This window comes from Streptomyces sp. NPDC057617 (genome assembly GCF_042800555.1).
Classification (GTDB): Bacteria; Actinomycetota; Actinomycetes; order Streptomycetales; family Streptomycetaceae; genus Streptomyces.
On sequence record NZ_JBHVGV010000008.1, the window covers coordinates 213669 to 237510 of the forward strand.

The window sequence follows — 23842 nt, forward strand, 5'->3', positions numbered from 1 at the left end:
CTTGCGGGATGTACGCCATACGAATCCGGGTCGCCCGGAGGGCGCGGCCCGGGGGAGCCGCCGCGGCATCCGTTCCGGCTCGACTCCGGCCGTGCCCCCGGCCGTTGAGTGTGCGGAATCCGGTGTTCACCGGGGGATGTCTGGATGCAGGAACCGAGGGCCGCCCGCTCCTCGGGGCGCCGTTCATCCGGCCGTCCGCCCTCTTCACCCCTCAGGTGTCCGCCATGCCCGTCGCCCGCACCGCCGCCGCGCGGCACCCGGCCCGCCGTCTGCTGGCCGCCGTTCCCAGCCTTCTCGCGCTGGGAACCCTGCTGGTCGAACCGTCACCGGCGGCGGTGCACAAGGACGACACCTTCATCACGGCGGAGACCTCGGGCATCCTCAACATCGAGGGGGCGGAGTGCTTCACCGACCCCACGTACTCCGTGACCGCGGACGACGAGATCGTGCTCTACCGCGCGTGCCGGGAGGGCGCGGCGAACCAGTCGTACGGTTTCCTCTCGGCCGATGAAGGACCGTACGACCGCGCGGTACTGGCGGACTTCGCGTGGCGGGGGTGCGAGCGCGGCTTCCGGCACTACTGGACCAGCCGCGAGAAGTCGGGGCTCGACTTCTATCCGGTCCTGCCGACCGGGGAGACCTGGGCGGACGGCGACCGGGACATCATGTGCGTGGTGTACGACCCGGACGGCGAGCTGAAGGAGTCACAGCTCCCGACGGCCTGACGGCGCGTTACGGGCGTACGGCGGGGCGCTCGCTTGAACACGCGCCTGGCGCACGCTCTGGGCTTACTTGTCGGCGTACGCGAAAGGCCGCCCGGGTGCGGGCGGCCTGTACGGGTACGGGTACGGGGCTACGCGCCCTCCTGCTCCCGCTCGACCTGTTCGTTCCACTCGCGCTTGACGGCGCGCCAGGCCTCGTCGGTCTGGCCGAGTCGCCAGTACCCCGAGACCGAAAGCCGCTCGCGCGGAATGTTGCGCTCCACCCGCAGGAGGCGGCGCAGGTCCTTCACAAAGCCGGCCTCGCCGTGCACGAACGCCTGTACGTCACCGGCCGGGAAGTCCAGTCCGCGTACGGCGGCGACCAGCGCCTCACCGACCGGGCGGTCACCGCGGTGCAGCCAGGTGACCCCGGTGCCGTCCGGCGCCGTGATCTTCTGCTCCTCCTCGGGGCCCGCGATCTCGACGAAGGCATGGACCGTCGATCCGGCCGGAACCCGCTCCAGGGCCGCGGCGATCGCGGGCAGCGCGCTCTCGTCCCCGGCCAGCAGATGCCAGTCCGCCGCCGGATCCGGTACGTAGGAACCGCCCGGGCCGAGGAACCGTACGGTCTCGCCCGCCCGTGCCCGCGCCGCCCAGGGGCCCGCCAGCCCCTCGTCGCCGTGCACCACGAAGTCCACGGTCATCTCCCGGGCGTCCGGATCCCAGGCGCGGACCGTGTACGTACGGGTCGTGGGCCACTGGTCGCGCGGGTACTCGGCGCGGATCCGCTCCATGTCGAACGGCTCGGGATACGTCACACCCTCCGCCGCGAACAGCAGCTTGATGTAGTGGTCGGTGAATTCGCCGGCCTCGAAGGTGTCCAGTCCCTCACCGCCGAGAACGACCCGCACCATGTGCGGGGTGAGCCACTCGGTGCGTACGACCTGTGCCTCACGGGCCTTCGGTGCCTTGCGGGCCGGCTGTTCCGCCACGGTGTCTCCCCAGACTCTCGCACGCTGCTCTTAGGCTTACCTAAGCTAACACTTCGCCCGGGGACGGCAATGCTCAGCGCATTGACGCATTCAAACGCGGTCGTCCGCTTCGGCGGCGCCGTCAGCGCCTACAGCCGTCAGCCCTCAAGCGTCACCAGGAGCCGGCGCAGTGCTCCGCCCAGCCCCCACCGCGCGGCGAGCGCGTCGACCATGGCCGGATCGCGCGGGCCCGACGGCAGCGCCGGATCGAACTCCGGCAGCGGTACGTCCCCCGCGACCCGCACCACCTTGGGCGCCACCGCCACATAGTCCCTGGCCTCGTCGAGCCGCTTGCGCTGCGACGGCGTGAGCTTCGAGCGCGGGTCGTCGACCGCCGCCATGATCCCGGCCAGATCACCGAAGCTGTCGAGCAGCTTGGCCGCGGTCTTCTCGCCGATCCCCGGCACACCGGGCAGACCGTCGCTGGGGTCGCCGCGCAGCAGCGCCAGATCCACATATCCGGGCCCGTCGACGCCGTACTTCTCCCGCAGCAACGCCTCGTCGGTGAGCTGGAGCGTACCGACCCCCTTGAGCGGATAGAGCACCCGGACACCGCGGGAGTCGTCGACGAGCTGGTACAGATCGCGGTCGCCGGTCACGATGTCCACCGGGCCGGTGGCCCGGCCGGCGAGGGTGCCGATCACATCGTCCGCCTCGTACCCCGCCACACCGACCCGCGCGATGCCGAGCGCGTCGAGCACCGCCTCGATGACCGGGACCTGGGGCGCGAGCGTGTCCGGGGTCTCCTCCTCGTCGGGGCCCTCCGCGCGCTCCTCGGCCACCCGGTGGGCCTTGTACGACGGGATCAGATCCACCCGCCACTGGGGCCGCCAGTCGGCGTCCATGCAGGCCACCAGCTCGTCGGGGCGGTGGTCCTGGACCAGGCGCGCGATGAAGTCCAGCAGTCCGCGCACCGCGTTGACCGGGGTGCCGTCCGGGGCGCGTACGGAGTCGGGGACCCCGAAATAGGCGCGGAAGTAGAGGGAGGCGGTGTCGAGGAGCATCAGGCGTGGCGTCACATCCCCGATGATGCCCCAGCCCACTGACAGTCGCTCTCGTGACAGCCGCTCTCGCCGGACAGCCCGGGCCGCGGCTCCGGAGGACGGCCCCGGGCCGCTCTACTGCCGTCGCCATCACCGGCTGTCACCCCTTGTCCCTCGGAAGGCGTTTTCTCGCCGATGTACGCCGAACCCGTTGTGACCTGGGCCACTTCATCGTTTGCCGCATGGAAGCGCGGGCAGGCGCGCACCCGGAGCGAACCCGGTTGGACCGTCCATTGGTCCAGTCCCATATCCGGATGAAGCGGGCCGGACCCGCCCCGTTCCACGGCCTGCCCGCGGGGGTGGCGGGCCGTTTCCGTTCAACGCGAGAGGTGTATGTGTCCAGGCTCCAAGCCGAACACCTGTACAAAATCTTTGGCAGACGACCCGCCGAAGCCGTGACCGGGCTCAAGAACGGTACGGACCGTGACGCGCTGCGCGCCGCCGGCACCACCGCGGCGGTGATCGATGCCTCCTTCTCGGTCGAGCCGGGCCAGATCTTTGTCGTCATGGGCCTGTCCGGATCCGGCAAGTCCACCCTGTTGCGCATGCTCAACGGGCTGCTCGAACCCACCGCGGGCCGCGTCCTCTTCGACGGCCAGGACCTCACCGCCCTGAGCCCGCGCGAGCTGCGCCAGGTCCGGTCCACCAGGATCAGCATGGTGTTCCAGCACTTCGCCCTGTTCCCGCACCGCAGCGTCCTGGAGAACGCCGCGTACGGCCTGGAGGTCCAGGGAGTCCCGCGCGCGGAGCGCGAGCGGCGCGCCGCGGAGGCGCTGGAGCTGACCGGCCTGGGCGGCTGGGAGACGTCCTGGCCGGACGAGCTGTCCGGCGGTATGCAACAGCGCGTCGGACTGGCCCGCGCGCTCGCCACCGACGCCGATCTGCTGCTGATGGACGAGTCCTTCAGCGCGCTCGACCCGCTGATCCGCCGGGACATGCAGGACCAGCTCCTCGAACTCCAGACGCGGCTCAGGAAGACCATCGTGTTCATCACCCACGACCTCAACGAGGCGATGCGCCTCGGCGACCGGATCGCGGTGATGCGTGACGGCGAGATCGTGCAGCAGGGCAGCGCCGAGGAAATCCTCGTCACCCCCGCCGACGACTATGTCGCCTCCTTCACCCAGGACGTCGACCGCTCCCGGGTGCTCACCGCCGCCGCGATCATGGCCGAACCGGAGACCGCCTACGGCACCCGTACCGACGACGGCAGGGAACTCCGTACCGCCGAGGACGTGATCTCGGCCGCGCCCGCCAGCGTGGTCGGCTCGACCCCGGTCGGCGAGCTGTTCACCCCCTGCTCGACCAGTGGGGTCGCGGTCGCCGTCACCGACGGCAAGGGCAAGCTCGTCGGAGTCATTCCGCGCGCCAGGCTGCTGGCCGCGCTGGGTGAGCCGATAGCCCCGCCGGCCGCTGCCCGTACCGCCGTCGGTGACGCCCCTGGCCGTACCACCACCGGCAAGGCGGCCGCCCGTGCCTAGGTTCCGTCTCGGCGACGGCGTCGACTCCGCCGTCGACTTCCTCCAGCGCCATCTCTCCTGGCTGTTCGACGCGATCGGCTCCGTCGTCTCCGGCATGTACGACGGCATCGACGCGGTGCTCTCCGCGCCGGAACCGCTGCTCCTCGCGGGCATCCTCGCCGTCCTCGCCTGGTGGCTGCGCAGCCTCGTCGCCGGCGTCCTCGCCTTCGCCGGCTTCGCGCTGATCGACTCGGTCGAGCTGTGGGACGACGCGATGGCGACCCTCTCGCTGGTGCTCGTCGCCACCGTCGTGACCCTGCTCATCGCCGTCCCGCTGGGCGTCTGGGCCGCGCGCTCCAGAACGGTCAGCTCGGTCACCCGGCCGGTGCTCGACTTCATGCAGACCATGCCCGCCATGGTCTATCTGATCCCGGGCGTCTTCTTCTTCGGCGTGGGCGTGGTCCCCGGCATCATCGCGACGATCATCTTCGCGCTGCCGCCCGGCGTCCGGATGACCGAGCTGGGCATCCGGCAGGTCGACGGCGAACTGGTCGAGGCCGCCGAGGCGTTCGGCACCAGCCCCCGTGACACCCTGCTGCGCGTCCAGCTTCCGCTGGCACTCCAGACGATCATGGCCGGCATCAACCAGGTCATCATGCTGGGCCTGTCCATGGTGGTCATCGCGGGCATGGTCGGGGGCGGCGGACTCGGCGGCGCCGTCTACCGCGCCATCGGCAATGTCGACATCGGCCTCGGCTTCGAGGCGGGTGTCTCCGTGGTCATCCTGGCCATGTATCTGGACCGGGTCACCGGCGCGCTCAGCCTCCAGGTCTCCCCGCTCGGCCGCCGCGCCGTCGCCAAGGCGAAGGAACTGACCGGCGGGGTGCGGCTCTGGAACCACCGCCCCCAGCCCGTCGTCGCCCTCGCCGGGGTGGCCGTCCTCGCACTGGTCGCCGGCGGCATCGGCGTCTTCGGCGGCTCCCCGCAGAGCACCACCGCCTCGGGCGCCGGGAACGTCGGCCAGGGCCAGAAGATCACCATGGGATACATCCCCTGGGACGAGGGCATCGCCTCCACCTTCCTCTGGAAGGAACTGCTGGAGCGGCGCGGTTACGAGGTCGACGCCCGGCAGTACGAGGCCGGCTCGCTCTACACCGGGCAGGCGGGCGGCCAGATCGACATCCAGACCGACTCCTGGCTCCCGGTCACCCACGCCGCCTACTGGGCGAAGTACAAGAACAGCCTGGAGGACATGGGCTCCTGGTACGACCGGACGTCGCTGGAACTCTCCGTACCCGCCTATATGAAGGGCTTCGACTCGCTCGACGACCTCAAGGGCAAGGGCTCCACCTTCAAGGGCCGGATCATCGGCATCGAGCCCAGCGCGGGCGAGATGGGCCTCCTCAAGGACAAGGTCCTCAAGGAGTACGGCCTGGAGGGCGAGTACACCCTCGTCGACGGCTCCACGCCCGGGATGCTGTCCGAGCTGAAGCGCTCGTACGAGAAGAAGGAGCCGGTCGTCGTGGTGCTCTGGTCGCCGCACTGGGCGTACAGCACCTATGACCTCACCAAGCTCAAGGACCCCAGGAAGGCCTTCGGCGCGGAGAGCGACGGAGTCCACACGCTGGCCCGCAAGGGCTTCTCCGCCGACCAGCCGCGGGTCGCCTCCTGGCTGAAGGACTTCAGCATGAGCGAGGAGCAGCTCACCGGCCTGGAGGCGGCGATCCAGTCGGCGGGCAAGGGCAAGGAGCAGGAGGCCGTCCGGACCTGGCTCAAGGACCATCCCGGTCTGGCCGAGCGATGGACCCCGGTCGGCGGCTCGGCGTCGGGGCAGTAACCAGGGCCTCGCCGGGCGCGGTCGCAGTGAGGGGCGGGTCCGTCTGCGGGCGGACCTGCCCCTTCCGTGTGCTGGAACGGATATCCGGGCTCTTTGCGAATCACCCGCAGGCGCGCATCATTGATCCGGGGGGTCGCCCGCCTCCTTGCCCATGCGTTCGTACCGGCAAGGGTTCGGCAGCGGGTGCGGCAGGACAGCCCTTGTACCGGCGTCAACTCTGAGAAGATGACGATCCGGTCGGGAGGGAGCCAGTCATGGACGACAAGGAAGCGCTCAGGGTGGGCGCGGCCGTCCGCAGGCGGCGCAGGTCCCTGGGCCTGACCCTGGCGGCGGTGGCCGCCCGCAGCGGGCTGTCCGTGCCCTTCCTCAGCCAGATCGAGAACGAACGGGCCAGACCGAGCACCCGTTCGCTGGAACGGGTGGCCGACGCCCTGGAAACCACCCCCGCCCGGCTGCACGCCGCCGCCGACTCCGCACGCACCGTCGATGTCGTACGGGCCTCCGACGGCGGAACGGGAGTCCGCAGGGTGGTACGGGGCGGGCATCAGCTCAACGCCAAGGAATTCACCGGCGAGCAGGACACCGGCCGCGAGTACCAGCACCGCAACGACGAGATCATGTACATCGCGGACGGCGCCGCCGAGGTCGAGGCCGAAGGGCGCGCGTACCGTCTGGAGCGCGGGGACACGCTGTATCTCTCCGGCGGCGTACGGCACCGCTGGCGCGCCACCGAGCCCGGCACCCGCATCCTGGTCGTCGCCGTCGCCGAGCACATCGACGCGACCGTCGACCCGCGTCGCTGAGCGGCCCCACGCCGTGCCCGGTCCACGTGTCGTCTCGCTCGTCCCCTCGCTCACCGAGGCCGTCGCGGTCAGCGCGCCCGGCCTGCTCGTGGGCGCCACCGACTGGTGCGTACGGCCCGCCGGCCTCGACGCCGTACGGATCGGCGGCACGAAGAACCCCGACGTGGCCGCCATCGCCGCGCTCCGCCCCGATCTGGTGATCGCCAACGAGGAGGAGAACCGCGCACCCGACCTCGCCGCTCTCCGGGCCGCCGGGCTGTCCGTGCTGGTCACCGAGGTCAGAACGCTGGAGCAGGCCTTCACCGAACTGGAACGCGTCCTGGTGGCGGGCTGCGGCCTCGCCGTACCGCGCTGGCTGGACGACGCCCGGCGCGCCTGGGAGGCGCCCGAGCCGCCCCCGTACGAGCGGCGCGCGGCGGTCGTACCGGTCTGGCGCAGGCCCTGGATGGTCCTCGGCAGGGACACCTTCGCCGGGGATCTGCTCGCCCGGCTGGGGGTGGCCAATGTGTACGGCGCCCACCCCGAGCGCTATCCGCGGATCCCGCTGGACGAGCTGCGGGCGTCGGGCGCCGGTCTGGTCGTCCTGCCCGACGAGCCGTACCGCTTCACCGCCGACGACGGCCCCGAGGCCTTCCCCGGGCTGCCCGCCGCCCTGGTCGACGGGCGGTACCTCACGTGGTACGGGCCGTCGCTGGTGCGGGCGCCGGAGATGCTGCGGGCAGCGCTCCGGCGAGCAGACCGCGCGCGGTGCACCACCCCGCCACCGCCCAGGCCGTGACCAGCAGCGCGTACAGCCCCACCGCCAGCCACTCCAGAGCCACCAGACCGGTACGCCCGGCCAGTCCCTCCGCGCCCGTGACACACGTACCGACCGGGAAGGTGAAGGCCCACCAGGCCATCGTGAACCGCATCCCGCGCCGCCAGGCCCGCACCACCAGGGCCGTCGCGAACACCAGCCACAGCAGCGCGAACCCCATCACCGGTACGCCGTACAGCACCGCGAAGCCGCCCAGCGCCCGCGCGTACGGAGCGCTCACCGCGCCGTGCGCCACATCGGCGAGCCGGCTCAACGCCGTGGTCGACTGCCCCAGCGGGCCGAGCACCAGAAAGAGCGACGGGGTCAGCGCGAGCGGCAGCGGACCGTGGTGCACCAGCCGGCCGAAGATCAGCGGCAGCATGGTCAGCGTCGCGAACAGACTCAGCCCGAACAGCGCGTAGCAGCCGAACAGCAGCGCTTCCCGGCCCTGCCCCGCGGGCAGATACGGCAGCAGCGAAGGACCGGCCGCCGCCGAGACCATGGGTGGCACCACCGGCAGCAGCCAGACGGGTGACACCTCCGCGGGCCTCGGCCGGTGGAGTACGACCAGCAGATACGGCATGGCCACGGCGACCAGGAGCCCGAGGAGCGTCCCCGCGCTGAACAGCACCGCGTCCACGACGACCGCCGCCCCCTGGCCGAGCACCTCTTGGCCCACCGCCAGCGTGGCGGCCCCGACGGCCAGCAGCGCCATGGCCACACAGCCGTAGAACGGAGCCATGGCCGGGTCGCGCAGATGCGCGCGCGCCTGGTCGGGGTGGTACCGCCAGTGGCCCGTCCTGGCGATCAGCAGGACGACGAGCGCCACCGCCGACAGTGCCCACACCACGATCGAACCGGCCCGCAGCCCCGGCACGTCGAAGGGGAGCCCGGCGCCCGCGGTCGCGACGATCGCGGTGCCCATCACCATGGCGTACCAGTTGGGCCCGAGATGCCGGAGCCGGGGCAGCCGCGTTCCGGGGCGATTTCCGGGCGGCGTACCGGGCGGTGTGCCGAGGGGCGGTGCGGGATCCGGTGCGGGACGCGCCGCCCCGGGCCGTGTGCGGGGGTGCGCGAGAGTGGCCATGGATCCACGGTGCCGCCGGGGCACGGCCCCCACCAGGCCCCTTGTCCCTATGAGGTCATAACCTGGACTTATGGCCGATGCCCCGTTCGTCGCGCGCCCCGCCACTCCACTGGCCCACCGGGTGCCCGACCTCGGCGCGCTGGAACTGCTGCTCGCCGTCGCCCGGCTGGGCAGTCTCGGCCGGGCGGCCCGTGAGCTGGGCATCACCCAGCCCGCCGCCAGCAGCCGGATCCGGGCGATGGAGCGGCTGCTCGGGGTGGCCCTGGTGGACCGCTCCCCGCGTGGGTCCCGGCTCACCGACGCCGGAAGCCTGGTCACCGACTGGGCCCGACGGGTGGTGGAGGCCGCCGAGGCCTTTGACGCCGGGGCGCGAGCGCTGCGTGGCCGCAGGGACTCACGGCTGCGGGTCGCCGCCAGTATGACGATCGCCGAGTATCTGCTGCCCGGCTGGCTGATAGCGCTGCACAGGGCCCGGCCGGACACCGCGGTCTCGCTGCAGGCGGGCAACTCCGCCGCCGTCGCCGCGCGGGTGCTGGCCCATGAGTCGGATCTCGGCTTCGTGGAGGGCCCCGAGGCGCCCGAGGGCCTCGACTCGGCCGTCATCGGCCATGACCGGCTGGTGGTGATCGTTGCCCCAGGCCATCCCTGGGCCCGCCGTCGCGGACCGATCGATGCGCGCGAACTGGCCGCGAGCCCGCTGATCCTGCGGGAACCCGGCTCCGGCACCCGTCAGGTGCTGGACGCCGGGCTCGCCCCGTACGGCGGAGTCGCCGAGCCCCTGCTCGAACTCGCCTCCACCACCGCCCTGAAGGCCGCCGCGGTGAGCGGCGCGGGGCCCTGCGTCCTGAGCGAACTCGCGGTCGGCGAGGAGCTGGCGGCCCGCCGGCTGGTCAGGGTGGCGGTGGAGGGCGTACGGCTCCGCCGCGATCTGCGCGCGGTCTGGCCGGCCGGCACCCGGCCCGCGGGCCCCGCCCGCGACCTGCTCACCCTGACCCGTGGCGCCCTGGACTGAGTACGGGGTTCTTGTCGGCCGGGGGGCTCAGGCGCCCGCTGCCCGCGAGGCGGCGGCTTCGACCAGTGCCTTCACCACCCGGGTGTCCTCGGCCATCTCCGGATGCCACTGCACCCCCAGCACCCAGTGCGCGCCCGGCAGTTCGACGGCCTCGACCGTGCCGTCCGCTGCGAACGCCGATACGGTGAGCCCCGCCCCGAGCCGGTCCACCGTCTGGTGATGGTGTGTCGGTACGCCGAACTCCTCGGCCACCAGGGCGCCGTAGCGGGTGCCGGGCACGGGTTTCACCGGATGCTCGCCGAAGGCCCCCCTGACCTGCGAGGTGTGGCCCTCCACATGCTGGAGGAGCGTTCCGCCCAGCGCCACATTGAGCAACTGCATGCCGCGGCAGATCCCCAGCAGCGGGGTGCCGGACGCCAACGCGGCGTCGATCAGGGCCAGTTCCCAGGCGTCCCGCTCGCGGGCGGGCGGTCCGGTACGGGGATGCGGCTCGGCTCCGTACCGTACGGGCTCCACATCCGGGCCGCCCGCGATCACCAGCCCGTCCAGCCGGGCCACCGCCGGGGCCGCGGCGGCCGGGTCGTCCGGCGGGAGCATCGCGGCGAGCCCGCCGGCCCGTTGGACGATCCGGGGATAGCCGGCGGGCAGCAGAGCCGCGGGCAGCTCCCAGACGCCCCACGCGGCGGACTCCTCCAGATAGGTGCTGATCCCGATGAGCGGCTTCATGCGCTGCGGTCCTCCATTGCTCGCGTTGTCCTCAATCGCCGGACGGGCTGGCTCTCGGCAGGGCCACTTCGCTAGCCGCGTTCGAGTTCGGCCTCGGCCGCGGCCAGGGCCGCGAACTCCTCCTCGGGGGCCGCCGCGACCAGCCGGTGCCGACTGTAGAAGGTGAAATAGGCCAGAGCGACGACATAGACCCCCAGCGCGATGAACGCCGCGTCCTTGTCCACCAGGAAGGTCGCCACCAGCGCCGACAGGGCGAGCACGAACGCGGCGCCCGAGGTGAGCATCCCGCCCGGAGTGCGGTACGGCCGGTCGAGGCCCGGCTCGCGGCGGCGCAGCACGAGATGCGACAGTGCCATCAGCGCGTACGAGATGGTGGCGCCGAACACCGCCACATTGAGCATCCGCCCGCCGTCCCCGGTGCCCGCGGCGAGCCCGAAGCCCAGCGCGCCCGGGATCAGCAGGCCCAGGTAGGGCGCCTTGCGGCTGCTGGTGAGGGAGAGGAAGCGGGGCAGATAGCCCGCGCGGGAGAGCGCGAAGAGCTGCCGGGACCCGGCGTAGATGAGCGAGAAGAACGAGGCCACCAGACCGGCGAGGCCCGCGTAGTTGACGAACCGGCTCAGCGCGGTCGGCTCACCGTCCCCCTGGAGCGCGACCACCAGCGGATTGCCCGCGTCCTGGACGGCCGCCGAGCCGCGCGCGCCCGTCGCGGCGAAGAAGGTGATCAGCGCGAGCAGAACCAGCACACCCATGGAGATCGACAGCGCCCTCGGCATCGAACGCACCGGGTCCTTCGCCTCCTCGGCCGCCAGCGGCACCCCCTCCACCCCCAGGAAGAACCACATGCCGAAGGGGAAGGCCGCCCAGATGCCCAGCACTCCGTACGGCAGCCAGGACCCCGAGCCGAACGCCTCCTTGTCGACCGGGATGTCGTTGAGTCCGCTCGCGTCGAACTCGGTGAAGGCACCGGCCGCGAAGATCAGCAGGGCCGCCACCGCGATCGCCGTCACCACCAGACTGAACCGCAACGCCTCGCCCACGCCCCAGAGATGGATCCCGATGAAGATCGCGAAGCAGGCCAGAAAGACCGGCCAGCCCGCCGTCAGCCCGAAGAGGTCCAGTGACTCGACATAGTCACCGATGAAGATCGAGATGGCGGCCGGCGCGAGGATGTACTCGATGAGGATGGCCGTACCGGTCAGAAAGCCGCCCCAGGTGCCGAGCGCGCGCCGGGCGAAGCCGTAACCGCCGCCCGCGGTGGGCAGGATGGCGGAGAGTTCGGCGAGCGAGAACACCAGACAGGCGTACATGACCCCCATCAGCAGAGTGGCGATCGCAAGACCGCCGAAGCCCCCCTCGGCGAGCCCGATGTTCCAGCCCGAGAAGTCTCCGGAGACCACATAGGCGACACCGAGGCCGGTGAGCAGCAGCCACCCCGCGCTGCCCCGGCGCAGCGTCCGCCGCCGCAGATAGTCGGCGTCCCGCTGGGCCGTGTCCTCGGCCGTGGCGGCCGGTGGGGTGCGCGCGTCGGTGCCGTCGGACATGAGCAGCTCCTGCCTCGGGGGTAAAGGTGTGGGGCCATACCTTTGCGCTCCCGTCCGGCCGCGCGCAAGACTCAGGCGTTAAACGGCTGTTACGACTCCGTTCGCCACCGGATCCCACCGCTTCCGGCGCGCTCCCCGCGCTCAGGTCAGAAAACCGCGCAGCAGCGCCGCCGTACCGCCGCAGTGCTCCCGCGCGATCTCCCGCGCCGCGTCCGCGTCCTGGTCGAGCACCGCCTCGGCCAGCGCGGTGTGCTGGCGCTGCGAGTGCTCCAGATTCCGTACGAGCAGCGGAATGCAGTCCAGCAGATCGTTGACGGTCGCGCGTACGGCGGCGTACTGCGCGGTCAGGGTCGCCGAACCGGCCAGCTCGGCGAGCGTGAGATGGAACAGGGTGTCCAGCCTGCGGTACTCCGCGAGCGGCGCGTCATGCGTCGCCGCCAGCGCCGACCGCAGCCGCTCCGCCCGTTCCCCGGCCAGTCCGTCCGCCGCGCACAGCCCCGCCGCACCCACCTCCAGCACCTCCCGGAAGCGCAGGACGTCCTCGATGTCCACCCCGGCCACCCGTCGGCGCAGCTCCTGCCCGGCGCCCCCGGCCGGTGCCCCGGGTCTGGGCCGGACGAACGTCCCGCCGTATCTGCCGCGCCGGCTCTCCAGCAGACCCTGGTCCTGGAGCACCTTGAGCACTTCGCGGAGCGTGACCCGGCTGATCCGCAGCCGGTCCGCCAACTCCCGCTCCGCGGGCAGCCGTTCACCATCGGCCACCAGGCCCAGCCTGACCACCTGGAGGATCTGCTCCAGCGCCTCCTCGAAACCGTTCCCCGCGCGCACGGGCCGCAGGACCGTGGTCAGCGGGTCCATCGGCTCGTTGTTCTTCGCCACGTCGCCGTTTCCCCTTCCCAACCAAAGGTCTCCAGGAATACCTTATGGCTTCCGGATGGCCGAAGGAGGACTTGTCCCGTGGCAGACCGCACACCCCCGCTCGCCGTCGACCGGCTGCGCATCCTGGTCGACAGCGGCGACATCGACACGGTGGTCCTGGCCTTCCCCGATATGCAGGGCCGGCTCCAGGGCAAGCGGTTCGCCGCGCGCTTCTTTCTCGACGAAGTCCTGGAACACGGCACCGAGGGCTGCAACTACCTCCTCGCCGTCGACACCGATATGAACACCGTCGACGGATACGCGATGTCCTCCTGGGACAGCGGCTACGGCGACTTCGCCATGCGGCCCGACCTCACCACCCTGCGCCGCGTCCCCTGGAACGAGGGCACGGCCATGGTCCTCGCGGACCTCGCCTGGCACGACGGCTCACCGGTTGTCGCCGCGCCCCGCCAGATCCTGCGCCGCCAGCTCGACCGGCTCGCCGAACTCGGCTACACCGCGCATGTCGGTACGGAGCTGGAGTTCATCGTCTTCAAGGACACCTACGAACAGGCCTGGGACCGCCACTACCGGGACCTCACCCCCGTCAACCAGTACAACGTCGACTACTCCGTCCTCGGCACCGGCCGTATCGAACCGCTGCTGCGCCGGATCCGCAATGAGATGGCCGTCGCGGGACTGACCGTCGAATCCGCCAAGGGCGAGTGCAACCCCGGCCAGCACGAGATCGCCTTCCGCTACGACGAGGCCCTCATCACCTGCGACCACCACGCCATCTACAAGACCGGCGCCAAGGAGATCGCCTCCCAGGAAGGCGTCTCGCTCACCTTCATGGCCAAGTACAACGAGCGCGAGGGCAACTCCTGCCATATCCATCTCTCGCTCCAGGACCAGGACGGCACCAGCGTCATGGCCGGGGACGGACCGGACGGCATGTCCGCCGTCATGCGTCACTTCCTGGCCGGGCAGCTCGCCGCGCTCCGTGACTTCTCCCTGCTGTACGCGCCCACCATCAACGCCTACAAGCGCTTCCAGCCGGGCTCCTTCGCCCCCACCGCGGTCGCCTGGGGCCATGACAACCGCACCTGCGCCCTCCGGGTGGTCGGCCACGGCCGGTCCATGCGCTTCGAGAACCGGCTCCCCGGCGGCGACGTCAACCCGTATCTCGCCGTCGCCGGAATGATCGCCGCCGGTATCCACGGCATCGAGAACGAACTCGAACTTCCCGGCGCCTGCGCGGGCAACGCCTACACCGCCGCCTACGAGCAGGTCCCGACCACCCTGCGCGAGGCCGCCGGCCTCTGGGAGAACAGCCCTCTCGCCCGCGCTGCCTTCGGCGACGAGGTCGTGGCGCACTACAGCAATATGGCGCGCGTCGAGGTGAAGGCCTTTGACGCCGCGGTGACCGACTGGGAGCTTCGCCGCTCCTTCGAACGTCTGTGAGGAACGACGTGCACGCACACCATGCCGCCGGACATCAGGTCCTCAATCCGGCCACCGGAGAGACCGTCGCCACGGTCCCCGCGACCAGCCCGGCGCAGGTCGACACGGCCGTACGCCGGGCCGCCGCCGCCCAGCGCGGATGGGCGGCAGCCGCCCCCGCCGACCGCGCCCGGCTGCTGCGCCGCTTCGCCGCCGTCGTCGACGAGCACAACGAGGAGCTGGCCCGGCTGGAGGTCCGCGAGGCGGGCCACACCCTCGGCAACGCCCGCTGGGAGGCGGGCAATGTCCGCGACCTCCTCGACTACAGCGCCGGGGGAGTGGAGCGGCTGACCGGCCGGCAGATCCCGGTCGCCGGAGGCATCGACATCACCCTGCTGGAACCGCTCGGTGTCGTCGGGGTGATCGCCCCCTGGAACTTCCCCATGCCGATCGCCGCCTGGGGCACCGCCCCCGCGCTCGCGGCCGGCAACGCCGTACTCCTCAAGCCCGCCGAGACCACCCCGCTCACCGCGCTGCGGCTGGCCGAACTCGCCCTGGAGGCAGGGCTTCCCGAGCATCTCTTCCAAGTCCTGCCCGGCGCGGGCGAGGTGACGGGCAACGCGCTTGTCGAGCACCCCGGGGTCGCCAAGATCGTATTCACCGGCTCCACCCGGGTCGGCAAGCGGATCATGGCCAAGAGCGCCGCCCTGGTGAAGCGCGTGACCCTCGAACTCGGCGGCAAGAGCCCCAATATCGTCTTCGCCGACTCCGATCTCGAACAGGCCGCCGCCACCGCCCCGATGGCCTTTCTCGACAACGCGGGCCAGGACTGCTGCGCCCGCACCCGCATCCTCGTCCAGCGCGATGTCCACGACCGGTTCCTCGAACTGCTCGCCCCTGCCATCGCATCGGTCGTCGTCGGCGACCCCACCGACGAGCGGACCCAGATGGGCCCGCTGATCTCGGCGGTCCAACTGGAGCGCGTACGGTCGTACGTCCCCGAGGGCGTCAAGGGCATCCGCGGCAGCGCGCCCCGCGGCCCCGGCTTCTGGTTCCCCCCGACCGTCCTCACCGACGCCGGACCGGACTCCCCGGTCGCGACGGAGGAGGTCTTCGGACCCGTCGCCGTCGTCCTGCCCTTCGAGGACGAGGAGGACGCCGTCCGGCTGGCCAACGCCACCGACTACGGCCTCGCCGGATCGGTCTGGACCCGGGACCTGGGCCGCGCCCTGCGGGTCTCGCGCGCCGTCGCCGCGGGCAATCTGTCCGTCAACTCCCACAGCAGCGTCCGCTACGGGACCCCGTTCGGCGGCTACAAACAGTCCGGCCTCGGCCGGGAACTGGGCCCTGACGCCCTGGCCGCCTTCACCGAAACCAAGAACGTCTTCATCAGCACGGAGGCCTGAACCACCATGACCGCCCCCACCAACGACACCGTCTGCCGCCGGCTCGTCGGCCGTACCGCCGTCATCACCGGAGCCGGCAGCGGCATCGGACTGGCCACAGCGCGCCGGCTCGCCTCCGAGGGCGCGCACCTCGTCTGCGGCGACATTGACGAGACCGCGGGCAAGGCCGCGGCCGACGCCGTCGGCGGGACCTTCGTACGCGTCGACGTGACCAAGGCCGATGAGGTCGAGGCGCTGTTCAAGACCGCGTACGACACCTACGGCAGTGTCGACATCGCCTTCAACAACGCGGGGATCTCACCCCCCGAGGACGACTCGATCCTCACCACCGACCTCGACGCCTGGAAGCGGGTCCAGGACGTCAACCTCACCTCCGTATACCTCTGCTGCAAGGCGGCCATCCCTTATATGCGGCGGCAGAAGAGGGGCTCCATCATCAACACGGCGTCCTTCGTGGCCCGGATGGGTGCGGCGACCTCCCAGATCTCGTACACCGCGTCCAAGGGCGGGGTGCTGGCCATGTCCCGCGAACTGGGGGTGCAGTTCGCCCGCGAGGGAATCCGCGTGAACGCCCTGTGCCCGGGGCCGGTCAACACCCCGCTGCTCCAGGAGCTGTTCGCGAAGGACCCGGAGCGTGCCGCGCGCCGACTGGTGCACATCCCGGTGGGCCGGTTCGCCGAGGCGGACGAGATCGCGGCGGCGGTCGCCTTCCTCGCCAGCGACGACGCGTCGTTCGTGAACGCCACCGACTTCCTTGTCGACGGCGGTATCTCCGGGGCGTACGTCACCCCGCTCTAGGCCCCGATGAGCCCCTGACGAACCCTCTATGAGCCCCTGATACGACGTCCTCTGAGCCCCGGCCGGCCCTGTCCGCCCGCGGCTCAGAGGAACGTACGGCCCTCGCCCCGGTAGGTCGGCACCGAGGCCACCACGCGGTCGCCCTCCACCAGCCGCAGGGTGTCGAACCGCTCGCACAGCTCACCGGCCTTGGCATGCCGGAACCACACCTTGTCGCCGATCAGCAGATCGTCTGCGGCCGGTCCGAGCAGCGGGGTCTGCACCTCACCGGCCCCCTCCTGCCCGTCATAACGCAGCCCTTCCGGCAGATACGGCACCGGCAGCCGGTCCCGCCCCGCCGCCCCCGACGCCGGATAGCCCCCGCCGAGCACCGTCACCACCCCGACGCCCGGCCTGCGGACCACGGGCTGGGCGAAGAGCGCCGCCGGACGGCCCGTGAACGATGTGTAGTTGTCAAAGAGCCGTGGAACATAGAGCCCCGAGCCCGCGGCGATCTCCGTCACCGCTTCCTCGGCAGCCGTGTGCTGGACACTTCCTGTGCCGCCGCCATTGACGAACTCCAGCTCGGGGGCGACGGTCCGTACGGCACGCACCACAGCGGCGCGCCGCTCCGTCAGCTCTTTGCGGGCCGCGGACTGCATCAGCCGGATGGCCCGCGAGCGCAGCGGCTGTCCTGCCAGGGCGTCCCCTACCCCGGCAATATGACCTTCGTACGCCATGAGTCCGACGAGCCGGAATCCGGGGCGCCGGGCTATAGATCTGGCCAGCTCGGCCAGGTCGGCCGGCTCGCTCAGCGGGGAACGCAGTGCACCAATCCTCAACCGGCCGCCGAACAGCCGCAAGGCCGTGTCGAGTTCTAGACAGACCCGGATCTCCTCCCGGCCGCCCTGCCGCGCTCCGTCGATCAGATCCAAGTGGGCCGGGTCGTCGATGGTCACTGTGACGGCGGCGGCGAGCTTGGGATCGGCGGCGAGTTCCGCGTACGCGGCGCGGTCGGCGGACGGATAGGCGAGCAGGACGTCCTCGAACCCGGACCGCGCCAGCCACAGCGACTCGGCGAGCGTGAACGACATGATGCCCGCGAACCCCTCGCGGCCCAGCACCCGTTCGAGCAGCGCGCGGCAGCGCACCGACTTGCTGGCCACCCGGACCGGCTTGCCCCCGGCCCTCCGTACGAGATCGTCGGCGTTGGCGTCGAACGCGTCGAGGTCGACGATCGCGAGCGGGGCGTCGAGATGAGCGGTGGCCCGGTCGTACCGGGCCCGGTCGGTGGCGCGCGGAGTCATGGCCAGAGCCTGCCAGACCGGATTACCGCACGGTAGGGGGATGATCGGGGCAGATCGCCCCGGTCCTTGCCGCACGTTCCCGCCGGGCCGTCGCAAGCCCGTAGAGTGACGCACACGCAGTGTCGAACGGGCTTGTCCCGTACGGCTGGACCGGTGTGCGCGGGACCAGATACGCGCGCGGCCGGTGTGCGACGGAGTGGATCAGTCGGTACGGGCGGCACAGGGGGGCGGATGAGCACCGAAGCACCACGCGCTCCCGTACCACCGCGCCCCACGACACCCCCGGCGACCCCTCGGACACCGCAGCCCGCCACCTCACCGGACACCGCCCCGACGGGCGCCCCGCGCACCGACACCCCGCGTGCGGCCACGGTAACGAGCGCCACTGACACGACGCGCCTGCCCGCGGCCCCGAGCGCCACGGACAGCCGACGTCCGCCCGTGGCTCCCCGCGCCACCGACGCCCCGCGCCCGCCCGCGGCCTCGCGCATCACCGACGCCCTGCTGCTGCCCGAGCAGCCGCCGGGGCCGCCCCGGATACCTCCGCCGCCCCCCGGTCCGCCGACGGTCGGGCAGCGCGTGGGCGAGCAGCGTCCGTACGACCACCGAACGTCCCCCGGGCGCCCGCGCGCCACCGAGCCTCCCCCCTCCGAGGTCACCACCCGGCTGCGTGCGATCCCCTCGCGGCCGGTTCCCCCGCGGCCGCCCGTACCGCCGCTGCCCTGGGGCCGGCCCCTCGGCGGCATCGGTCTCGCGCGCGGCCCGCAGGTCCCCGAGACCCCCATGGAGACCACGACCCGGCTCCGGCCCGTACCCGCCCGGCGCCCGGTCAGGACGGTCTCCGCCGTTGTCTGTGTCGTCCTCGGACTCGGGCTGATCGGGGGCGCCGCCACCGGCACCTGGCTGACCGGCGACTCGGCCGCGGAACCCGCCGCCCGCGACGCGTACACCACCGCCCGCGCCCTCTGGCACAGCGTCCCCGTCGACACCCTGTTCCCCCGCACCCTCAAGGGCGACGGCGCGGGCCCCGGCGGCGCGGACCGGGAGTGGACCCGTATCGCGGTCGCGCCAGACAGCGACTGCGCCGGCACCCTCGACCCGCTCCTGCTGAGCACTCTGCGTCCGGTCGGCTGCGGGCGCGTCCTGCGCGCGACCTACGCGGACGCCACCTCCAGCAGCGTCACCACCGTGGGGCTCGTCTTCACCCGGGCCGAGCCCGCCGGGATGCAGGCCCTGAACGCCCGCTTCCGCGGCGAGCGGCTCACCGAACGCACCGACCTCATGCCCCTCACCTTCCCCGTCGAGGGCACAGCCGCCGCCCGGTTCGGTCCCGCGCAGCGTGCGAGCTGGACGGTGAACGTCCTCACCGAGGCGCCCGTCGTCGTGTACGCCGTCTCCGGCTTCGCGGACGGACGTACGGTCACCGCGCCGCAGCCCGTCGACAAGGCCACGGCCAAGGGCGCCACGAGCGCGCCCGCGCAGGCCGGCCTCGGCCATGAGGCGAAGGGGATCGCGGACCGTATCGAACGGGGGCTGCGGGCGACCGTGAGCGCCGGCGCGGTGGCCCCCGAGTGACCCCGAAGCCGTCGAGGCCGTCGATGACCCCGAATTCGCCGAAGACCCCGCCGCCCCCGCAGACCCGGACGCCCCGGAGCCCCCGAGGCCGTCACCGCCTCGCCGCCGTGCTCGCCGCCGCCTCCTTCCTGCTCGTGCCTACCACCCCCGCGCACGCCGACGAGATACGCGCTCAGCAGTGGGCCCTCGACGCGCTGCACACCGAGCGTGCCTGGCGCACCTCCCAGGGCCATGGCGTCACCGTCGCCGTCCTCGACACCGGTGTCGACCCCACCCACCCCGATCTCGACGGACAGGTGCTCCAGGGCAAGGACCTGATCGGCTTCGGCGCTTCCGACGGCGACCGCTCCTGGGCCCGCCACGGCACCGCCATGGCCGGCATCATCGCCGGGCACGGCCACGGGCCGGACCGCTCCGAGGGTGTCCTCGGGATCGCGCCCCAGGCGAAGATTCTTCCCGTCCGGGTCATCCTCGAAGGCACCGACCCCGCCCGCGCCAAGGCCCGCAACTCCAAGGGCGGCGCCCTCGCCGAAGGCATCCGCTGGGCCGCCGACCACGGCGCCGACGTCATCAACCTCTCCCTCGGCGACGACAGCGAGTCGGCCCACCCGGAGCCGGCCGAGGACGCGGCCGTCCAATACGCCCTCGCCAAGGGCGCCGTCGTCGTCGCCTCGGCCGGCAACGGCGGCGAGAAGGGCGACCACATCTCGTACCCCGCCGCCTATCCCGGAGTGATCGCGGTGGCGGCCGTCGACCGCTACGGAACGCACGCCGCGTTCTCCACGAGCCGCTGGTACGCGACCGTCAGCGCCCCGGGTGTCGACGTGGTGATAGCGGACCCGGACCGCCGCTACTACGAGGGCTGGGGCACCAGCGCCGCCGCCGCGTTCGTCTCCGGAGCCGTCGCCCTCGTACGGTCCGCCCACCCCGACCTCACCCCCGCGCAGATCAAGAAGCTGCTCGCGGACACCGCGCGCGACGCTCCCCAGGGCGGTCGCGACGATGCCAGGGGGTACGGGATCGTCGACCCGGCCGCGGCCATCGAGGCGGGCGGCGAACTGTCCCGTACGGAGGTCCGGGGCCGGTCCGCGGGATACGGCAAGCGGTACTTCGGCGCCGGGCCCTCCGTGCCGCGCGCGGAGCCGGAACCGGTCTCCTGGCTCGCCCCCACGGCAGGCGCGGTCGGTGCCGTGCTGCTGGCCTGTGCGGTGGTGCTGTGGCGCGGCGGCGTCAGGCGCTCCGGCACATTCGGCGTACGGCGCTGACGGCGGCCGTCTCGACCCGTGCGACGCCTTCGTCCTTGGTGGCGTGGCCGTCGGACAGGACCACGATCAGACAGTCGCGCACCCGCCCCACCGAGTGGACCGCCCACAGACCGCTCGCGGTCCTGGGCAGCCAGCCGTTCTTGAGTGCCCAGTCGTCACCGGCGGCCGACACGCCCCAGTCCTGCCCCGGCACCACCCGCTCCATCAGGCCCGCGATGAACCGGCGCGACCGGCCGTTCAAGGGTGAATTCTTGGTGTCCATATCGAACACGGCCTTCAACAGCGTGAGTTGATCGCGGGCGGTGGTACGGGTCAGCCCCCACGCGGGCGCGGCCGCCGTCCGCCCCATCCCGAGCCGCGCATACGCCGCGTCCAGCCCCGCCACCCCACCGGCCGCCGCGCGCAGCACCGTCGCCGCGTCATTGTCACTGCGCTCGATCATGGCTGCGGCGAGCCGCTCCTGACCGCAGGTCAGCCACTCCCCGGCGTCCTGAGCCCGCAACAGCAGCGCCGCCAGAACCGCGACTTTCACCACGCTGGCACACACATACCGGCGGTCCTCGCCGTACGCCGCCTCGCGCCCGCCGGCCATGTCGTACATCGCGACAGAAAGATCCACCCCACGACCGTACGATGCGGCGCGATGATCTTATTTCCCATGCGACTGTCACTGGATGTGTGTACGTTGTGACGGCCTGCGTGAGAAGCGTGGGCAGGTTGGGCCATCTGTGGCCATCTGGTGTTGCTCTGGGGAGGGCATGTGCGTATGCACAGAGAGCAGTTCGGATCAAGGTTGTCCACGCGCCGGCGATCGCTGGCCGTCGGTGCGCTCGTACTGGCACTGTCGGCCGCTGGACCCGCGAACGCAAACGCGGTCAGCGGCAGTGGGGACGGGGACATCGACTCGTCGGCGACGACATCGTTCACGGACGAGACCCCGCCCGTCCTTTCGGTCACCACCCCTGGCAACAGGGCGCAGGTCCTCTTCGACGCCGACGCGGGTGACGACATCGGTTTCGCCGTCACCGGCTCGACCTTCAACTCCTCGGTCGCCCTTGAGCTGTACGACCCCCAGGGCGCCAAGGTCGGCATCAACGGCACCGTGACCGGTGCTGCCGATGACTGGGAGGTCAGCGATCTGCCGCTGGCCGGCCGGTACTCACTGATCCTCAAGCCGGGGACGGGCAACAGCGGTTCGGCCACGGTGACGCTGTCCGAGCGGGTGAGCGGACCGCTCGATCTCACCGGCCCCACGGCCCTGACCACGCTCTCCAGGGCCGGGCAGGACGGAGCACTGACCTTCTCGGCGCAGCCGGGCGATTCGCTCAGCCTGGGCGTCGACGCGGCCGGCATGGAGAAGAGCCTCTACGCGCGCCTGTACGGTCCGGACGGCAGCCAGGTCCTCAGCCGGTACGTGGCCGCCAGGGGCGCGGGCGCCCTCGACATCGACGCGCTGCCGCAGGCGGGTCCGTACACACTGACCCTCGACCCCGATGGGGGCGCCACGGGCACGGTGAAGGTGACCGGTTCGCACTACGCGGATGCCGGGATCCTCGATCTGGCCGCCCCCGCCGTGGAGCTGCCGATCGACCGGATCGGCCAGGACGGCCGCGCCACCTTCACCGCCACCGCCGGGCAGCGTGTCTCGCTGGGAACGGCGGCGTCGGGGCTGGGCGGTTATACGCGGATGGAAATCCGGCGTCCCAACGGTTCCCGGCTGGACTTCTTCACGGTTCCCGACAACTCCGCTGCCGAGTGGGACAGTTCCGTACTGCCGGACTCGGGTACGTACACGATCGCCGCGCTGCCGGACAATCCGCTGGCGACGGGCGGGCTGGCGCTGACACTGTCGCGCCCGGTGGCGCTCGCCCCGCTCTCCGCCACCGGTGATCCGGTCGCGGTGAGCATCGGCCGCTTCGGACAGAACGCGCAAACGGCCTTCACAGCGGACGCAGGCGCCCAGCTCACCCTGGCCGTCACGGGCAACGCCTTCACCGAGACCGTCGGCGTGAGCGTGTTCGCGCCGTCCGGCGCGGCGGTCGTGAACGGAAAGACCGTTGCGGCCGGTAAGTCGGCGACGATCGAGCTGCCCGAGTCCGGGCTGCCGGAGTCGGGCGCGTACACCGTGATCCTGAATCCGAACAAGGGCGCAGGGGGAAGCCTCACCCTGACCCTGAGCGAGGATCTCGCCGTGCCCCTGGCGGCTGACGGCCCGTCTGCGAAGGCGGAGCTGGCCCGGCCCGGACAGCGCGCGCGGATCGACTTCACCGCGCCCGACACGGCGTCACTGGGCTTCGCCGCTACGGGCAACAGCGTGCCGCAGTCGACCGATGTCCGGCTGATCCCCGAGGGCGGTACGTCGCAGGCCGTCGGCTCGTTCGCCAAGAACGCGGACGGCGTCCAGTATCTGGCCGGGCTCACCCCGGGCAAGCGGTACACCCTGCTGCTGACGCCCGGGTCCGTGGCGACCGGTTCCCTCACGCTGTGGCTGTCGAAGCCGGTGGCGGCCGGCGCGCTGACCGCGGCGAGCCCTTCCGTCACGAGTGAACTCACCAGGCCCGGCCAGCAGTTGGAGTACACCACCGACGTGGTGGCCGGGGGTGGCGCCGCGCTGGTGTTCTCCGGGACCACCCTGACCGCCCCGTCGGCCGTCCGGCACCTTCCGCCGGGAGCGTCGTCCGACGTCTCGCTGGGCTCGCTGCGCACGGCGGACCTGGACATCGCCCTGCGCGCCCCGCTGGCCGCGGGCACCCACCGGATCCTGGTCCAGCCCAGCACCCCCGCGACCGGCCGTACGACAGCGACTCTCGTCCCGGACACGGACGCGGGAGCGGTCACCGTGGGAGGCGCCCCGAAGCCGGTCACGATCAGCACGCCGGGCGGACACGGCCACCTCACCTTCAGCGGAACCAAGGGCCAGAAGATCACCCTCGGTATCACCGCACCGGCGTCCGAATGGCTGCTGTCGGTCGCCGGCCCGGACGGCAAGTGGCTGGTCAACGAGCGCTCCATGAGCGCGTCGACGCTCTCGTACGCCCTGGCCGCCCTTCCGGCCAACGGCGTCTACACCGTGACCGTCGATCCCGGCGCCCTGAAGACGGGCACGTACACCCTGGGCCTGAGCTGAGCGCTCTACCACTCTGACCCGCGGAGACCCGACGCCGGTGCCATGAC

General features: G+C 71.9%; 20 protein-coding genes. 12 read left to right on the top strand and 8 right to left on the bottom strand.

Annotation, left to right across the window (positions count from 1 at the left end):
* Positions 1-224 precede the first annotated feature (224 nt).
* A complete protein-coding gene (locus ACFU9P_RS21160) occupies positions 225-725 on the top strand; it encodes a hypothetical protein (protein WP_384083061.1) in 501 nt (166 codons plus the stop codon).
* A 128-nt stretch (positions 726-853) separates the two neighbouring features.
* Here ACFU9P_RS21160 and ACFU9P_RS21165 read toward each other — a convergent pair whose 3' ends face one another.
* Entirely contained in the window at positions 854-1693 is an 840-nt protein-coding gene (locus ACFU9P_RS21165; RefSeq protein WP_384083064.1) for a siderophore-interacting protein, read from the bottom strand.
* 137 nt (positions 1694-1830) lie between these two features.
* Positions 1831-2736 (bottom strand): 5'-3' exonuclease H3TH domain-containing protein, encoded by a 906-nt coding sequence (locus ACFU9P_RS21170; protein ID WP_384083490.1) that lies wholly within the window; start codon positions 2734-2736, stop codon positions 1831-1833.
* A gap of 434 nt (positions 2737-3170) precedes the next feature.
* Between ACFU9P_RS21170 and ACFU9P_RS21175 the strand changes: the two genes are divergently transcribed.
* The 4 genes from ACFU9P_RS21175 to ACFU9P_RS21190 all read left to right on the top strand — a co-directional run bounded on the left by ACFU9P_RS21175 (position 3171) and on the right by ACFU9P_RS21190 (position 7653).
* A complete protein-coding gene (locus ACFU9P_RS21175; protein ID WP_384083067.1) occupies positions 3171-4256 on the top strand; it encodes a glycine betaine/L-proline ABC transporter ATP-binding protein in 1086 nt (361 codons plus the stop codon).
* Complete coding sequence (locus ACFU9P_RS21180; RefSeq protein WP_384083070.1) at positions 4249-6072, top strand: ABC transporter permease/substrate binding protein; 1824 nt, start codon at positions 4249-4251, stop codon at positions 6070-6072. The genes ACFU9P_RS21175 and ACFU9P_RS21180 overlap by 8 nt, the downstream gene beginning before the upstream one ends.
* Positions 6073-6326: 254 nt before the next feature.
* Positions 6327-6875 carry a helix-turn-helix domain-containing protein gene (locus ACFU9P_RS21185; RefSeq protein WP_376373092.1) on the top strand — a complete coding sequence of 183 codons (549 nt, stop codon included), beginning with the start codon at positions 6327-6329 and terminating at the stop codon, positions 6873-6875.
* 13 nt (positions 6876-6888) lie between these two features.
* Positions 6889-7653: a helical backbone metal receptor gene (locus ACFU9P_RS21190; protein ID WP_384083073.1), complete on the top strand. Its 765-nt coding sequence runs from the start codon at positions 6889-6891 to the stop codon at positions 7651-7653.
* On the opposite strand, the gene ACFU9P_RS21195 is transcribed toward ACFU9P_RS21190, so the two are convergent.
* Positions 7547-8758, bottom strand: coding sequence for a TDT family transporter (locus ACFU9P_RS21195; RefSeq protein ID WP_384083076.1), 1212 nt, complete (start codon positions 8756-8758; stop codon positions 7547-7549). The genes ACFU9P_RS21190 and ACFU9P_RS21195 overlap by 107 nt on opposite strands.
* A 70-nt stretch (positions 8759-8828) precedes the next feature.
* Between ACFU9P_RS21195 and ACFU9P_RS21200 the strand changes: the two genes are divergently transcribed.
* Complete coding sequence (locus tag ACFU9P_RS21200; protein WP_384083078.1) at positions 8829-9770, top strand: LysR family transcriptional regulator; 942 nt, start codon at positions 8829-8831, stop codon at positions 9768-9770.
* 27 nt (positions 9771-9797) lie between these two features.
* On the opposite strand, the gene ACFU9P_RS21205 is transcribed toward ACFU9P_RS21200, so the two are convergent.
* From ACFU9P_RS21205 to ACFU9P_RS21215, 3 genes are all read right to left on the bottom strand, one after another.
* On the bottom strand, positions 9798-10496 hold the full coding sequence (locus ACFU9P_RS21205) for a gamma-glutamyl-gamma-aminobutyrate hydrolase family protein (RefSeq protein ID WP_384083081.1): 699 nt from the start codon (positions 10494-10496) through the stop codon (positions 9798-9800).
* A gap of 71 nt (positions 10497-10567) precedes the next feature.
* Complete coding sequence (eat, locus tag ACFU9P_RS21210) at positions 10568-12037, bottom strand: ethanolamine permease (protein WP_384083084.1); 1470 nt, start codon at positions 12035-12037, stop codon at positions 10568-10570.
* A 141-nt stretch (positions 12038-12178) separates the two neighbouring features.
* On the bottom strand, positions 12179-12895 hold the full coding sequence (locus ACFU9P_RS21215) for a FadR/GntR family transcriptional regulator (protein ID WP_376373334.1): 717 nt from the start codon (positions 12893-12895) through the stop codon (positions 12179-12181).
* 99 nt (positions 12896-12994) lie between these two features.
* Between ACFU9P_RS21215 and ACFU9P_RS21220 the strand changes: the two genes are divergently transcribed.
* The 3 genes from ACFU9P_RS21220 to ACFU9P_RS21230 are packed head-to-tail and all read left to right on the top strand — an operon-like array spanning position 12995 to position 16542.
* Complete coding sequence (locus tag ACFU9P_RS21220; protein ID WP_376373106.1) at positions 12995-14359, top strand: glutamine synthetase family protein; 1365 nt, start codon at positions 12995-12997, stop codon at positions 14357-14359.
* 8 nt (positions 14360-14367) lie between these two features.
* The gene (locus ACFU9P_RS21225) at positions 14368-15744 is read left to right on the top strand and encodes an aldehyde dehydrogenase family protein (RefSeq protein ID WP_384083088.1); all 1377 of its coding nucleotides are present in this window, start codon (positions 14368-14370) and stop codon (positions 15742-15744) included.
* 6 nt (positions 15745-15750) lie between these two features.
* Positions 15751-16542 (top strand): 3-oxoacyl-ACP reductase, encoded by a 792-nt coding sequence (locus tag ACFU9P_RS21230; RefSeq protein ID WP_046505727.1) that lies wholly within the window; start codon positions 15751-15753, stop codon positions 16540-16542.
* Positions 16543-16625: 83 nt separating this feature from the next.
* Here the strand turns inward: ACFU9P_RS21230 and ACFU9P_RS21235 are convergent, their stop codons facing one another.
* Positions 16626-17828, bottom strand: coding sequence for an amino acid deaminase/aldolase (locus ACFU9P_RS21235; RefSeq protein WP_384083091.1), 1203 nt, complete (start codon positions 17826-17828; stop codon positions 16626-16628).
* Between the two features lie 783 nt (positions 17829-18611).
* On the opposite strand from ACFU9P_RS21235, the gene ACFU9P_RS21240 reads away from it, so the two are divergent.
* Positions 18612-19403, top strand: coding sequence for a hypothetical protein (locus ACFU9P_RS21240; RefSeq protein ID WP_384083493.1), 792 nt, complete (start codon positions 18612-18614; stop codon positions 19401-19403).
* A gap of 23 nt (positions 19404-19426) precedes the next feature.
* Positions 19427-20668: a type VII secretion-associated serine protease mycosin gene (gene mycP / locus ACFU9P_RS21245; RefSeq protein ID WP_384083094.1), complete on the top strand. Its 1242-nt coding sequence runs from the start codon at positions 19427-19429 to the stop codon at positions 20666-20668.
* On the opposite strand, the gene ACFU9P_RS21250 is transcribed toward mycP, so the two are convergent.
* The gene (locus ACFU9P_RS21250) at positions 20634-21287 is read right to left on the bottom strand and encodes a serine hydrolase (RefSeq protein WP_384083097.1); all 654 of its coding nucleotides are present in this window, start codon (positions 21285-21287) and stop codon (positions 20634-20636) included. The genes mycP and ACFU9P_RS21250 overlap by 35 nt on opposite strands.
* Before the next feature lie 174 nt (positions 21288-21461).
* On the opposite strand from ACFU9P_RS21250, the gene ACFU9P_RS21255 reads away from it, so the two are divergent.
* The gene (locus tag ACFU9P_RS21255; protein WP_384083100.1) at positions 21462-23795 is read left to right on the top strand and encodes a hypothetical protein; all 2334 of its coding nucleotides are present in this window, start codon (positions 21462-21464) and stop codon (positions 23793-23795) included.
* Positions 23796-23842: the final 47 nt, after the last annotated feature.